General features: G+C 39.1%; 11 protein-coding genes, 1 tRNA gene and 1 pseudogene. 8 read left to right on the top strand and 5 right to left on the bottom strand.

Annotated elements, in window-relative coordinates; genetic code table 11:
• Positions 1-6 precede the first annotated feature (6 nt).
• A complete protein-coding gene (gene queA / locus MN200_RS13470) occupies positions 7-1,047 on the bottom strand; it encodes a tRNA preQ1(34) S-adenosylmethionine ribosyltransferase-isomerase QueA (protein WP_004983539.1) in 1,041 nt (346 codons plus the stop codon).
• 184 nt (positions 1,048-1,231) lie between these two features.
• Here queA and MN200_RS13465 point away from each other — a divergent pair.
• The 4 genes from MN200_RS13465 to MN200_RS13450 all read left to right on the top strand — a co-directional run bounded on the left by MN200_RS13465 (position 1,232) and on the right by MN200_RS13450 (position 6,731).
• Positions 1,232-1,318: transfer RNA gene (locus MN200_RS13465), tRNA-Leu, on the top strand.
• Positions 1,319-1,676: 358 nt separating this feature from the next.
• Positions 1,677-2,945 (top strand): HAMP domain-containing sensor histidine kinase, encoded by a 1,269-nt coding sequence (locus tag MN200_RS13460; RefSeq protein ID WP_242759649.1) that lies wholly within the window; start codon positions 1,677-1,679, stop codon positions 2,943-2,945.
• Positions 2,946-3,026: 81 nt separating this feature from the next.
• Positions 3,027-5,771 (top strand): bifunctional [glutamate--ammonia ligase]-adenylyl-L-tyrosine phosphorylase/[glutamate--ammonia-ligase] adenylyltransferase, encoded by a 2,745-nt coding sequence (gene glnE / locus MN200_RS13455; RefSeq protein ID WP_242759646.1) that lies wholly within the window; start codon positions 3,027-3,029, stop codon positions 5,769-5,771.
• A gap of 33 nt (positions 5,772-5,804) precedes the next feature.
• Entirely contained in the window at positions 5,805-6,731 is a 927-nt protein-coding gene (locus MN200_RS13450; protein WP_004983545.1) for a branched-chain amino acid transaminase, read from the top strand.
• Between the two features lie 53 nt (positions 6,732-6,784).
• On the opposite strand, the gene MN200_RS13445 is transcribed toward MN200_RS13450, so the two are convergent.
• Positions 6,785-7,954 (bottom strand): nucleotide sugar dehydrogenase, encoded by a 1,170-nt coding sequence (locus MN200_RS13445; RefSeq protein ID WP_242759643.1) that lies wholly within the window; start codon positions 7,952-7,954, stop codon positions 6,785-6,787.
• 174 nt (positions 7,955-8,128) lie between these two features.
• On the opposite strand from MN200_RS13445, the gene MN200_RS13440 reads away from it, so the two are divergent.
• The 4 genes from MN200_RS13440 to MN200_RS13425 are packed head-to-tail and all read left to right on the top strand — an operon-like array spanning position 8,129 to position 12,793.
• Positions 8,129-8,899, top strand: coding sequence for a glycosyltransferase (locus MN200_RS13440; RefSeq protein ID WP_242759640.1), 771 nt, complete (start codon positions 8,129-8,131; stop codon positions 8,897-8,899).
• A 4-nt stretch (positions 8,900-8,903) separates the two neighbouring features.
• The gene (locus MN200_RS13435) at positions 8,904-10,526 is read left to right on the top strand and encodes a glycosyltransferase family 2 protein (RefSeq protein WP_242760541.1); all 1,623 of its coding nucleotides are present in this window, start codon (positions 8,904-8,906) and stop codon (positions 10,524-10,526) included.
• A 23-nt stretch (positions 10,527-10,549) separates the two neighbouring features.
• Positions 10,550-11,962, top strand: coding sequence for a mannose-1-phosphate guanylyltransferase/mannose-6-phosphate isomerase (locus MN200_RS13430; protein WP_242759639.1), 1,413 nt, complete (start codon positions 10,550-10,552; stop codon positions 11,960-11,962).
• 3 nt (positions 11,963-11,965) lie between these two features.
• Positions 11,966-12,793 (top strand): glycosyltransferase, encoded by an 828-nt coding sequence (locus MN200_RS13425; protein ID WP_242759638.1) that lies wholly within the window; start codon positions 11,966-11,968, stop codon positions 12,791-12,793.
• On the opposite strand, the pseudogene MN200_RS13420 reads toward MN200_RS13425, so the two are convergent.
• From MN200_RS13420 to MN200_RS13410, 3 genes and pseudogenes are all read right to left on the bottom strand, one after another.
• Positions 12,790-13,663, bottom strand: a pseudogene (locus tag MN200_RS13420) (lysophospholipid acyltransferase family protein). The gene MN200_RS13425 and the pseudogene MN200_RS13420 sit on opposite strands and share 4 nt — an antisense overlap.
• Positions 13,664-13,681: 18 nt before the next feature.
• A complete protein-coding gene (locus MN200_RS13415; protein WP_114837775.1) occupies positions 13,682-13,903 on the bottom strand; it encodes a hypothetical protein in 222 nt (73 codons plus the stop codon).
• 152 nt (positions 13,904-14,055) lie between these two features.
• Positions 14,056-14,940, bottom strand: coding sequence for a lysophospholipid acyltransferase family protein (locus MN200_RS13410; RefSeq protein ID WP_242759637.1), 885 nt, complete (start codon positions 14,938-14,940; stop codon positions 14,056-14,058).
• Positions 14,941-15,027: the final 87 nt, after the last annotated feature.

Here is a 15,027-nt window from a genome sequence, read left to right as displayed (position 1 = left end):
AGGTTCTTATTTGGGTTGAAGTTGGTCGACTAACATGGCATCGCCATAACTAAAGAAGCGATACTGGTTGGCTACCGCATGTTGATAAGCTGCCAAAATATTATCACGATTTGACAGTGCTGAAACTAACATCAAGAGGGTCGATTCAGGCAGATGGAAGTTGGTGATAAGACGATCCACCACTTTGAACTCATAACCTGGATAGATAAAAATTTGAGTATCTCCCGTCCATGCTTTGAGTTCACCCTGATGCGCTTGAGCCGCACTTTCTACGGCACGGGTGGCAGTTGTTCCAACAGAAATGACCTTGTTACCACGAGCTTTGGTTTGGCGAATCAGCTCAACCGCGTGCTCTGGAACATCACACCATTCACTGTGCATAATGTGATTGGCAATATCATCGGTACGTACAGGCAGAAAGGTACCAGCACCCACGTGTAAAGTGACAAAGGTTTTCTGAATACCTTTGGCTTCAAGTTGATCCAACAGCTTTTGGTCGAAGTGTAAGCTTGCGGTAGGTGCAGCGACACTGGCTAACTTGGTTGGATCATTAAATACTGTTTGATAACGCTCGGTATCAATGGCTTCAGCTTCACGGTTGAAGTAGGGAGGGATCGGAAGTTGTCCGTATAAATCTAGCACCGTTAAAATTGGCTGAGAAAACTCCACAATAAATAAATTTTCATGACGACCTAGTACCGTGACTTTAACGGCATCTGGGCCAATAAAGAGCTCAGCACCCGCTTTGGGTGTGTTACTAGCTTTGATGTGACAGTGTGCAATAAATGCATCTTGCATGCGTTCTACCAGAACCTCGACAGCTCCACCGCTGGCACGTTTGCCTTTGAGGCGTGCTTTCATCACTTTGGTGTCATTTAAGACCAGTAAATCACCTGCATCGAGCAAATCTAAAATGTCGGTGAATTGAAAGTCATGATGCTGACCTTGAGCATCGAGGTGTAATAGTCGAGAAGCACTGCGTGTGTCTAAAGGATAACGGGCAATGAGTTCATCAGGGAGGTCGAAATTAAAATCAGAAAGTTGCATGATGGGAAAGCAGCGTCAAAATAAGGGAGGTCAAAATTGCGCTTAGTATATGCGTTTTTGTTGAAAAACGCTGAAATTGCACAAATATAAAGCTAAAAAAACAAATGTGACTTAAAAATAGCCAATCACTATCAACTTGCGTTGACAAGTTTTTCAAAAAGTTTAATATACGCATCAACACCTTCCCGAGGTGGTGAAATTGGTAGACGCGGCGGACTCAAAATCCGCTGTCAGAGATGACGTGTCGGTTCGAGTCCGACCCTCGGGACCAAGATATTAAAAAACCCAAGCATATTCAGTCTTGGGTTTTTTATTGCCTGAAATTTAAGATTTGAATCAAATCGCCATAAAACATTACAGATGGCTTAAAGCAATTGAATGTTTGTTGCGGGTTTGCTTAATTATGTCCTCATATGATGGACTCACAATTTTGTTTTAATCCTTCTGATAAATAACGAGTTTTCAAAAATAGAAAGTAATCACAAGATAAAATTCTGACATAATTGATTTTTTTGTTAAATGCCACGCTTGTATTGTTGTATTTTTATATTGTTTTAATGTTGAAAATTTGCTAATAAATACAAGTAAATAATAGGTTTGTGCCGAAAATCACAAAAGATGAGGCAGAAATGGGTATTCAATTGCTAGATATCGGGTCTGATACAGAACAGTTAAGTGCTTGTCACTTATCTTTATTGTTGGGCGTGAACAGTAATGACAATAAAATTAAGAGCTTTCTCAAATTTGCGCGAAAAATTTTAGGTGCACATGCCGCAATTTTAACGTTTAGCAATGAACCCTATAGTTGGTATGCGGGCAAACATGCATTCAATGCTTTTCAGTTACCCGTTGAAGCCAATTTTTCTACCCATTTTGAAGGTGATATCACGATTGATGCTCGCCATCGTCAATATCATCATCTTTCTCAGCAGGTGAGTGCTCTAGGCTTTAAACATCGCCGTATCATCGCATTGGATTTAAAGGCATCGGATAAATCTGTAGGGCAAGTGATTTTCTTTGATGAACAGTTGGACGCTTTTACGCAGGATGCTGTAGAAAATGTCTATGAACTGGCCTCTGGTTTTCTCAATCTGCTGCATTTGCGTATGGAAAATGCGGAGCTCAAAGAGTTGTATGAACAACAGGTGGCCATGAATGTCAGTAAAACCAAATTTTTCCAAATTATTGCACATGATTTAAGAGCCCCTTTTCATGGCTTAATTGGTTTCTCAGAAGTGTTGGCTGAAGAGCGTAAAAGTTTGGATGAGTCTGGTGTGCAAAGCATTGCAGATTATCTGCATGATACCGCACAGTCGACTTATAGCTTGCTGGAGAGTTTACTGAATTGGGCGATGGCAGAGGGTGGACGTTTTGTTTATCACCCCATCCATTACAAACTTAAGCAATCATCTCAAATTGTTTTTGATGTGTTGCATGCGTTGGCTATCAATAAAAATATTCAACTGATTGACCGTGTACCCGATGATTTAAAAATTTTTGCAGATATCAATATGGTGACCTCGGTGATCCAAAACTTGGTCTCAAATGCGCTGAAATTTACCCATATGCATGGCGAAGGTGTTGTGACGATTGATGCCAAACAACGTGATGATTTTATCGATATCTACATTCAAGATACGGGTCTAGGTATGACATTGGGGCAAATCGAATCGTTGTTTGAACCGAAACTAACCGTTAGTTTTAAGGGGACAGCGGGGGAGAAAGGTACGGGTCTAGGTCTGGTGTTGTGTAAGCGTTTTGTTGATTTGAATAAAGGTGAAATTTCAGTCACATCGAAAGAAGGCGTCGGTTCAACTTTTATCGTCAGCCTGCCACGTTCGAACAGCGCACATCAAGCATTGTCACTCGAGACATCCCAGCAAGAATTTAGTGAATAATCATACTTTTCTTATAAAATAATTCGCCTAATCTCATGATCTGCTGTTATAAATAACCAAAACAATCCGAAAGAGTCGATCATGAATGCTGAGCAATTGCAAAAGACATTGCGCGCAAGTCAATATGCGGAACAAGTCCTATCTATACATCAGGTTTATCTTGAACAAGATTATGCAATTGATCAATTTTCTCAGCCATTGACCACCGAACAAATTTTCGATGTCGTTCAAAACACCTTAAAAGAGATCAGTGATGAAACTACATGGATGCGCACCATCCGAATTTTACGTGCGCGTTTAATGTTTCGCTGGATTTGGCAGGATGCCAATCAACTGATCGATGTGATGACGCTAACGCGGGAGTTATCTGATTTTGCTGATGCAGCCATTTGTGTGGCAAAAGCGTTTGCCTTAGCGCCATTGGTGGCTAAACATGGTCAGCCTGTGGGCTATAACCATAAAATTCAAGACTTAATTGTGGTCGCGATGGGGAAGCTCGGTGCACAAGAGCTGAATCTATCCAGTGATATCGACTTGATTTTTGCCTTTGATGAGCAAGGTGAAACCGATGGTCGTAAATGCATCGATGTACAACAGTTTTGCATTTTGTGGGGTCAGAAGCTCATTTACTTGTTGGACCATATCACGGCTGATGGTTTTGTCTTCCGTGTGGATATGCGCTTGCGTCCTTGGGGCGATGGTTCTGCATTGGCGATTAGTCATGCGGCGCTGGAGAAGTATTTAAGCCAGCATGGGCGCGAGTGGGAGCGCTATGCGTGGATTAAGGCACGGATTGTGACAGGGGGCAAAGAGGGGGATGAGTTGTTGGACATGACTCGTCCTTTCGTGTTCCGTAAGTATGTCGATTACACCGCTTTTGAAGCCATGCGCGAAATGAAAGCCATGATTGAGCGTGAAGTATTACGCCGTAATATCGAAGATGATATTAAGCTGGGTGCGGGCGGTATTCGTGAAGTCGAATTTATTGTGCAAGTTTTTCAGCTAATTTATGGCGGGGCAAAATTAGAATTACAAGACCGTCAATGTTTAGTGAGCTTGCATCATTTGGGTGAAGTGGGTTTGCTGGATGGTCAGGCGGTCAGTGAGCTGGAAGATGCTTATTTATTTCTGCGCCGTGTAGAGCATGCAATTCAAGCCTTAAATGATCAACAGACCCAGTCTTTGCCAACAGAACCAGAACTCAGACAAAGGATGATTGACACCTTGGGTTTTGTTAGTTGGGATGCATTTATTGAGCACTTAAACCAAAAGCGCGCCAAAGTTATTTACCAATTTGAGCATTTAATTAAAGAAAAAGAACATGACCCTTTCGTAGAAAGCTTTAGTCAGTTAGAAGCGCGTTTAAATGAGGTGTTGGATGCGAATGCAAAAAACCTCATTCATGAATTTTGGAATGGTCATGCGCTAAAAAAACTGCCTGCAAAAGCGGTGCAGCGTTTAAAAATGTTTTGGCCGCATTTGATTGAAGCGATTTTACAGTCAGATAAGCCGCAAGCCGCGCTGCTACGCCTTATGCCCTTGGTCGAGTCGGTGATGCGACGTACCGTATATTTGGTCATGTTGATTGAGAGTAAAGGGGCGTTACAGCGCTTAGTGAAAATGGCAACCGTAAGTCCATGGATTTGTGAAGAATTGACCCATTATCCAGTACTCTTGGATGAATTTTTGTCAATGGACTTTGAGCTGCCGCGCCGTCAAGATTTGGAAGATTCGCTGCGTCAACAGTTGCTTCGTATTGAGCTTGATGACGTTGAAGATTTGATGCGTGTGCTGCGCCTATTTAAAAAATCCAATGTATTGGCGGTTGCAGCCAGTGATGTCTTGGCTGAAAGTCCGTTGATGAAAGTATCCGATGCTTTGACCGATATTGCAGAAGTTTCGGTCAGTACAACTTTAAATTTGGCTTACCAAATTACGGCAAAAAAGCATGGTTATCCGCTCGATGTTGAAGGACAGCGCTGTTCGATCGATCATTTGGCATTTGCTGTTGTAGGTTATGGCAAAGTTGGTGGGATTGAGCTGGGTTATGGCTCGGACTTAGATCTGGTCTTTATTCATTATATGGATGAGCAAGCCGATACTGATGGGTTGAAGTCAATCAGTGGATTCGAGTTTGCAATGCGTGTTGCACAGAAATTTATGTCGCTGATGACTACGCAGACCCTCGATGGTCGGGTTTATGAAATCGATACGCGCTTACGCCCATCGGGTGAAGCGGGGGTCTTGGTCACCAGTTTAAAAGCCTTTGAGCAATATCAGTTGAAAAATGCATGGGTCTGGGAGCATCAAGCATTGGTACGTGCTCGCTCGATTGCGGGTGAGCCAAGTTTGCGTGATAAGTTTGAAGCATTGCGCTGTCGGATTTTGACGCAGCCACGAGATGAAGAAAATGTTCGCGCAGAAGTGCTGAAGATGCGTCAAAAAATGAAAGACCATTTGGGTTCTTCTAAAGAACAACAAAAAGATGGAATTTTTCATTTAAAACAAGACGCAGGTGGTATCGTCGATATCGAATTTATGGCACAGTATGCTGTGTTGGCATGGAGCGGATCTCATCCAGATCTTGCCCATTATTCCGACAATGTACGAATCCTTGAAGACGCCGCAAAAGCCAGTTGCTTATCCAGTGACGATGCGACTGTATTGATTCAAGCTTATCTCAGTGAACGAGCCGAGAGCCACCGTTTAGCCCTTGCGAATCAATCCATGCAAGTAAATGCTGCGGACTGGCGCGATACCCGAGTGATCGTTTGCAAATTATGGCAAAGATTAATTGATCCAAGCTCAATCGTGAGCATTGGGTAACATGACTGTGTATATAAATTTGGAGTGTGTGTCATGAATTTGGCTGATCGTGATGGTTTTATTTGGCAAGATGGACAATTGGTTGACTGGCGTGAGGCAAAAACTCACGTACTAACACATACCTTGCACTACAGCATGGGTGTGTTTGAAGGTGTCCGTGCCTATGAAACACCGAATGGCACGGCTATTTTCCGTTTAAAAGAACACACTAAGCGTTTATTGAACTCTGCAAAAATTTATCAAATGAAAGTCCCATTTGATCAAGCAACACTAGAGCAAGCTCAAATTGATGTGGTTCGTGAAAATAAATTAGCGTCTTGCTACTTGCGCCCAATTATTTTTATTGGTTCGGAAAAATTAGGTATTGCTGCAACAGACAATACCATTCATGCGGTGGTTGCTGCGTGGAGCTGGGGTGCGTACCTCGGTGACGAAGCAATGGCGAAAGGTATTCGTGTGAAAACTTCATCATTTACCCATCACCATCCAAACGTGACGATGTGTAAAGCAAAAGCGTCAGGTAATTACACTTTGTCGATTTTGGCTCACCAAGAAGTAGCGCATTCAGGTTATGACGAAGCAATGCTGCTCGACCCTCAAGGTTATGTATGTCAAGGTTCTGGCGAAAACGTATTCTTGGTGAAAGATGGTGTTTTACATACGCCAGATATCGCAGGTGGGGCGCTTGATGGTATTACACGTCAAACCATTATTACGATTGCAAAAGACCTAGGATATGACGTGGTTGAACGTCGTATTACGCGTGATGAATTCTACATTGCAGATGAAGCATTCTTTACAGGTACTGCTGCTGAAGTGACGCCTATTCGTGAATATGATGACCGTGAAATCGGTTCAGGTACGCGTGGTCCTATTACTGAACAAATTCAAACCACATTCTTTAATGCGGTTAAGGGTAAAGACCCGAAATACGCACACTGGTTAACTTATGTAAAATAAGTGATTCGGTGAAAAAAAAGGCTCTTCGGAGCCCTTTTTTGTTGGTCTTCAGTTTAGTCATCGATACCGAAAATATCTCGAGTGTAGAGTTTATTTTGGACGTCATTTAGTTCTGATGTTTGACGATTGCTAATAATTAAGTCAGCGACTTGCTTAAATTTTTTTAGATCGCGAATAATTTTACTATTGGCAAATTTTTTTTCTGAAATATTTGGCTCGTAAATAATTACCTTAATGCCTTGCGCCTTAATTCGGCGCATAATCCCTAAAATTGCGGATGAGCGGAAATTATCAGATCCTGATTTCATGACCAAACGGTAGATACCAACCACTTTGGGATTTTTATGAATAATCGTTTCAGCAATGAAATCCTTACGGGTTCTATTTGCATCTACAACCGCTTGAATTAAGTTACTTGGGACTTGCTCATAATTTGCTAAAAGTTGTTTAGTGTCTTTAGGGAGGCAATATCCACCATAGCCAAAAGAGGGATTGTTGTAAAACTTTCCAATACGCGGATCAAGACACACGCCATCAATAATTTGACGAGTATCTAAATCAAAAACTTGAGCATAGGTGTCAAGTTCATTGAAATAAGCGACACGCATGGCAAGATAAGTATTGGCAAATAATTTTATAGCCTCTGCTTCAGTCGAGTGAGTAAATAGTACAGGGCAGTCTTTCTTAATAGCACTATTAAGAAAGAGTTGAGCCAATGTTTCTGCACGTTCTGATTGCTCGCCTATAATAATTCGAGATGGATAGAGATTATCCTGAAGTGCTTTGCCTTCACGTAAGAATTCAGGCGAAAAAATAATATTGTTTGTGCTAAATCGCTGTCGCATTCTTTGTGTAAAGCCGACAGGCACTGTTGATTTAATGATGATGGTCGCAAGCGGGTTGGTGTGTTGGATGTCGTGAATGACTTGCTCCACACTTGAAGTGTCAAATTGATTGGTGATGGTGTCGTAATTGGTGGGTGTTGCAATGAGAATAACCTCAGCATTGAGGTAACTGTCTATTTTATTTGATGTTGCTTTAAAATGAAGGTTGTCATTATCTAGGAATAATGAGATGTCTTTATCTTGAATTGGGGAAATTCTTTGATTTAACTGATGAATACGATTTTCATCGATATCAAATGCAGTGACACAGTGCTGTTGCGCTAAAATCAAGGCATTAGAGAGTCCAACATAGCCTAAACCGACCACTGTAATTTTCATTCTGTTGATTCTGAATTATTTTATAATACGGTGCAGGAGCAAGATGTCACGTAAATGAACAATACATTTCAGTTTAATTACCGTGTAATTACTGGGGATTTTATGGCTCTAATCTTCAATCAAACCTAGACTATGTTATGATGCAAAATACTATGTAGATCGGTAGTTTCAAAGATGTCTGTACATGAAAATGATGACGTTTTAAATACGACAGAGCAACAAAATCAGAATATTGTGCTGTGTATGAAGTGGGGAACCAAATATGGTTCGGACTACGTTAATCGTTTGTATAACATGGTAAAACGCCACACTACTATTGACTTTAAAATGGTGTGTTTAACGGACCGTACCGATGGCATTGATCCTGCTGTACAGTGTTTTCCTATTCCTCCATTAGCACTTCCAGAGGGAAGCCCTGAACGTGGCTGGAATAAATTGTCTACGTTTGAGCCAGATCTTTATGGTTTAAAAGGCAATGCGCTCTTTTTAGACTTAGATGTAGTGATTGTTGATAACATCGATAGTTTCTTTACCCATTCTGGGGATTTTCTGATTATTCATGACTGGAAGCGCCCTTGGCGTATTACGGGAAATAGTTCAGTTTACCGTTTTAAGTTGGGTGCTTTTCCAGGATTGATGCCATATTTTCGTGAGCATTTTGATGAAATTCGTCAAAAGTTCCGCAATGAGCAAGCTTATTTGTCTTGGTATGTCGATCAAGAGAAAAAGCTCTCTTACTGGCCTGACAGTTGGTGTAAAAGTTATAAGTATCATTGCTTGCAAAAAATACCTTTGGCTTACTTTAAAGCACCAGTAAAACCCGAAGGTGCAAAAATTATTGTTTTCCATGGGGAAATTAACCCACCTGATGCAGTAAATGGTGGTGGTGGTAAATGGTATCGCTATGTGTTGCCATCAGATTGGATTAAAGAGGCTTGGCAGTAATCTTATGTCGTTTGTATTAAATCAACAACCTCGCCCATTCCGCTTAAGCGTCGTGATGATGGTAAAAAATGAGGCAAAAAATTTAGCAATATCATTACCTGCCTTAAAGGGCTGGATCGATGAGCTTATTGTTCTTGATTCTGGTAGTACTGATGATAGTCGGCAACTAGTGGAATCTGCTGGTGGTCAATGGTTCGTAAATACAAATTGGCAAGGTTTTGGCAAGCAACGACAATTGGCGCAGAGTTATGCAACGGGTGACTGGGTTTTAGCACTAGATGCAGACGAAGAAATCACCCCTCAGTTGAAGCAAAGCATTCTTGAGGTGATTGCGCAGCCACCTGCCAATACAGTTTATGGTATTAAACGAATCGATTGTATCTTTGGTCATGAAATTGATAATTCATATTGGGCATTAAAAGCCCATTGGCGCTTATACCCGAAGACGTTCCAATATAATGATAATTTAGTACATGAATCAGTTGAACTGAATGGCGCAGTAACAAAAACCTTGAAAGGAACGATGCTACACCATACGGCAGATACACCTCAGTTTTGGCTAGATAAACGTTTACAGTATGCAAAAGCATGGGCAATTGATCGACATCAACGTGGCAAAAATGTTTCAATAGTTTCTGTTATATTGCATGCAAATTGGGCGTTTATTAAACAATACTTGGTTGATGGTCGGTTTTTAAAAGGTCGATATGGTTTTGTTTATTCATTATTGTTTACACAATACACGTTTAATAAATATGCCATTTTATACGATTTAGAAAATAACCAAGCGGAAAAGAATTTTTTAGATCTGAATAATAAACAGCAACTATTAAAACCTATTGATAAAGCGAATAAGAAGTCGACTTTATCTTTGGTCATGATACTCAAAAATGAATCTAAACATTTGGCAGCATGTTTAGATACGGTATCTGATATTGTTGATGAAATTATTATCTTAGATTCAGGCAGTACTGATTCTACAAAAGAAATAGCTGAAAAATATAATGCGAAATGGCACGTCAATGTAGATTGGCAGGGTTTTGGTAAGCAAAGACAATTGGCTCAGACTTATGCGACTGGAGATTATGTTCTCGTTTTAGATGCTGATGAGCGATTAGATCAGCCTTTAAGACAAGCGATTGTGAATGTGCTGAGTCAACCTGTACAAACAGATAAGGTTTTTAGTGTCGCTCGAGTAAATCAATTTTGTGGTATCGAAGTACAGAAACGCTTTTGGTATGCAGATAAACTTGCTCGTTTATATGCACGTGAACATTTCCAATATTCCAGCTTAGAGGTACATGAGTCTTTAGATTCAAAGGGTGTGCCTGTCAAAAGATTAGATGGTTATTTGATGCATTTAACCAACGATGATTTACATCATTTTCTATTAAAAAATATTCGTTATAGTCATGATTGGGCGACTGAAAAATATAATAATGGAAAACAAGTTAATCTATTGATGGTTGTACTCCGATCTATATTCTCTTTTATTCGTGAATATATTATTCGAGGAGATATACTCGGTGGAGCTTATGGTCTGTTCTTAGCATTTGCATCAATGGGTTATACATTTGATAAATATTTAATGCTTTGGCAGATGAATAAACAAAATAAAGATCTTTAAAATTTAGCAAAATGGTGCTTTAAATGTCAAAAAAAATTAGACCAGTAATTCTTGCGGGTGGAAGTGGAACTCGTCTTTGGCCATTATCTAGAAAACAAAGTCCTAAGCAATTTTTAAAACTTGGCTCAACGAATTACACATTATTGCAGAATACGGTATTACGTTTAAAAAATTTAGAATGTGATCAGCCAATTCTAATATGTAATGAAGAGCATCGTTTTATCGCTGCAGAGCAAATGCGTGAGATAGGGATCGATGCAACAATAATTTTGGAACCAGAAGGTAAAAATACAGCGCCAGCAATTGCCTTAGCTGCATTATTATTAGAGAAAACTGAGCCAAATCAAATACTGTTGATTTTAGCTGCTGATCATTTGATAAAAGATACTGCAGTATTTGAAAATGCAATTTTAGATGCGGTGTCTTTAGCAGAAAAGAATAAATTGGTGACTTTTGGAATTGTTCCTTTGCAGCCTGAAACAGGGTATGGATATATTGAAAAAGGTACACAATTTGAGCGTGGTTTTAAAATACAGCAATTTGTAGAAAAGCCGAATAGAGAGACAGCTGAGTTGTACTTAGAATCCAAAAAATACTTGTGGAATAGTGGGATGTTCGTTTTTAAAGCGAACCATTATTTGAATGAGTTGGAGCAGTATGGCACTGATATATTAGATAACTGCCGACTATCAATGATTAAAACTGAATATGATAAAGATTTTATTAGAATAGATCACGATCAATTTAAAAATTGCAGGTCAGAATCAATTGATTATGCTGTGATGGAGAAAACAAGTAATGCTGTTGTAGTTGAACTTGATGCAGGGTGGAGTGATATTGGTTCATGGTCTGCCTTATGGGAGGTTTCAGAGCAAGATCATCAAGGTAACGTTTATCAAGGTGATGTTATTTCACATAAATCTAGTGAGAATTATTGCTACAGTGAAAAACGCTTGGTTTCTTTGCTTGGTGTAAATAATATGGTCATTATTGATACGCAGGATGCAATATTAATTGCTGCAAAGGACCAAGTTCAAGAAATTAAAGCGATTGTTGATGATTTAAAATCACAAGATCGAGGTGAAATATCATCGCATCGTGAAGTTTATCGTCCATGGGGTAAATATGATTGTATTGATCAATCTGAACGCTATCAGGTCAAGCGTATTACTGTAAAGCCGGGTCAAAAGCTTTCTACGCAGATGCATCATCACCGTGCTGAACATTGGATTGTTGTTAGTGGTACAGCAAAAGTATCTAAGGGTGCAGAGACATTTTTATTAACTGAAAATCAGTCAGTGTATATCCCTGTGGGTGAAGTTCATGCACTCGAAAACCCAGGTAAATTACCTTTAGAATTAATTGAAGTTCAATCAGGTAGTTACCTTGGGGAAGATGATATTATTAGATTTGATGATATTTATGGAAGAGTATAAATAATGGCTATACCTAAAATTATTCATCAAACTTACAGAACTGAAAAGTTACCAACAGAAATTGCTGAAATTGTAGGTCAATTAAAAACTAGAAATACAGATTGGGAATATCGATTCTATACAGATGATGATATTTATAAATATATTCAATCTAATTTTGATGAGCGTACATTACAAGCCTATTTGAAAATTAATCCTGTTTATGGTGCTGCTAAAGCAGATTTATTTAGATACTTAGTTTTATATAAAGAAGGTGGAGTGTACTTGGATATTAAAAGTACATGTGTTTATCCTCTAAATGAAGTTATTAAACCTAATGAACATTTTATTATTACACAATGGCAGAATGAAGAAGGGGAAGTAAATGAAGGGGCTGGATTGTTTGAAGAGTTAACACATAAATTAGGTATTAAAAATGGTGAGTATCAGCAATGGTTTATTATTTCTGAGGCTAATTCTCCTTTCTTGAAGGAAGTGGTAAATACAGTAGTAAATAATATCTTGAGTTATCGACCATGGCATTATAAATTACATAGCTATGGGAAAAGAGGTGTGCTATTTGTAACTGGGCCTGTGGCATATACTAAAGCTATTCATAGTGTTATGGATAAATATCCTCATAGATTTGAACGTTATGATAGAGACCTAGGTTTTGTTTATAATGCTTTAGTTGATCAATCTCATACTAAGGTGCTTTCTAATCATTATGCTAGTTATAAAGGGCCTATTGTTAGGGAAAATAATATATCGAATTTAATATTTAATGCTTATATATTAGGTGTACGTTTGGTTAAAAATACTTTAAAAACTTTTGGTTTGTGGAGAAATTAACGTTTTATTTCATAATAATTTTTATTACCAATAATCTTCCTAAACCGTTTATATCCCCATAAATACTGTTCTGGAGCGACATTAATCATGCGCTCCATTTCTTTATTTAAGGTATCGACAGAAAGCTGTAGGTCTTTCGATAAAATATCGTCAGAAAGATGGGTAACAATAATATCATAGCCGGATAAATCATTACGTCTGAGACAGCTTAAACCTACAACTGAACATTGTGTTTTAGCCGCAAGTTTGGAAAGAAGCGTAGAGGACAGTGCATTTTGACCATAAAAATAAGAATAGATTCCACCAGATTCTTTAGGAACATGATCCGGCAAAATTGCAGAAAAACCACCCTGTTTTAAATGCTTAAACAGAGCACGTACACCAGAATCATCGGTTTGGAACCAGTGTCGCATTCAGACGTTGCCGAGCTTCAAGCATAAAACGGTCAACATCCTGATTCTTGCTGGGCTTATACATAATCAGAGGAGAGGTATGCTGATTCACCCAGACATTCAACAGCTCCCACGTACCAAAATGTGGCACCACAGCTAAACAACCATGTAGATTTTTTAAGGCTTGAAGAAATAGATCCGCACAATCAATATTGCGAATTAATGACAAAACATAATCCGTCGATGAACCCCAAATTTTGACTGATTCTGCATACGTCATACACTGACTTTTGAGGCTGCGTTTGGTCAAATCAGCCCATTCAATTTCAGAAAGTTCTGGATAAGCAGAGGCCAGATTAATCTCAGTCGCTCCGCATGAAGAAGAATGGCTGAAATACAAAAGAGATCCAGCTGGTTGCGCAAGCTTTTGAATGAATCTTAATGGAAGCTTGGAGAAATTTTTAAGTAGGGTGTACATGGTATCCAGATGGTCAGATTATAGGTCTTTGTCTGGATTGCCTTTCAGCACCATATAAATCAAACCGACAAAAATGACAAAAGCACCTGCCAAGCTACTTACACAGAAAAAGACAATACGGTCATAGGTGGTTAAATTAAATAATTGATTGTCTAAAATATAGCGCATGAAAAACCATTGTACGATTGCAAACACAATTAGCACAATACCGCGACGACGGACTTCAGGACGCATAGCCATTTGGTTGCTCACAACTTATCTAAAACAGTGCGCTATTATGCCACTGCTGAGAATTGATCTCAAATGAATAAAAGTATTCTATTCAGGCCTCTAGGAAATAACATACATTATTGTTTTCGAATTACTTGAGATCACGTGTTGGTTTGTGGAGCCTACATTGGTGGCTGTATCTGATAAGCATTGATATTGCCATAACAATTTCTAAAACGTTTATAGGACCAAATATACTGTTCAGGTGCTTGGTTAATTATGTCTTGCATGGCAAGATTTAAACTGTCTACAGATAGCTGTAGATCTTTCGATAAAATATCTTGAGATAGCTCAGTACAGTACACATCAAAACCTGCTGCGTCAGTATTACGAATACAACTTAATCCGATCACATTGCATTGTGTTTTTGCCGCCATTTTAGAGACCAGTGTCGTGGACAAAGTATTCTGCTGGAAAAAATATGAATAAATACCGCCACTCGGTTTTGGCAGATGATCTGGTAAAACAACAGTTAACCCACCTTGCTTGAGGTGTTTAAAAATCTGACGAATCCCTGTTTCATCAGTAGGAACAAGGGTTGCATTAAACTTTTGCCGTGCAGCTAGAATATAGCGGTTAATCCCTTTAATTTTATAGGGTTTATACATAATCATGGGTTGCGTATAGACATTTAACCATGCATTTAACAGCTCCCAACAACCAAAATGCGGAATGACCACAATCACGCCTTTTTTATTGGCTAAAGCCTCGGTTAGAACAGATTCACCATGAATGTTTTTCAATAAATCTAGGTTGTATTGTGGAGGCATTCCCCAACATTTTAAAAATTCAATATAGGTTTGGCATTGGCTTTGAATGCTGAGATGAACGCGTTTCTGGAGTGCTATTGGGTCGAGCTCAGGGTAGGCCAATTGCAGATTAATAGTGGTGATACGCTTGATTGAAGAGTCACTATAGTGAAGCAGGTGCGCAATTCCGCGTGCGATGTATTGTAAAAAGGACAAGGGAAAAAGTGAGATGATTTTAAGTAGATAATAAATAGCCATATTTTGACTCAGAAATCTTTTTAAAAGATGAGATGAGAGAAAATTTTGCAAAGAGACTTAAAAATCTAAGATAGATAAAATCAAAAA

The sequence above is a fragment of the Acinetobacter sp. LUNF3 genome (assembly GCF_022699605.1).
Lineage (GTDB): Bacteria > Pseudomonadota > Gammaproteobacteria > Pseudomonadales > Moraxellaceae > Acinetobacter > Acinetobacter johnsonii.
This window is presented reverse-complemented; position numbering and strand designations above follow the sequence as displayed.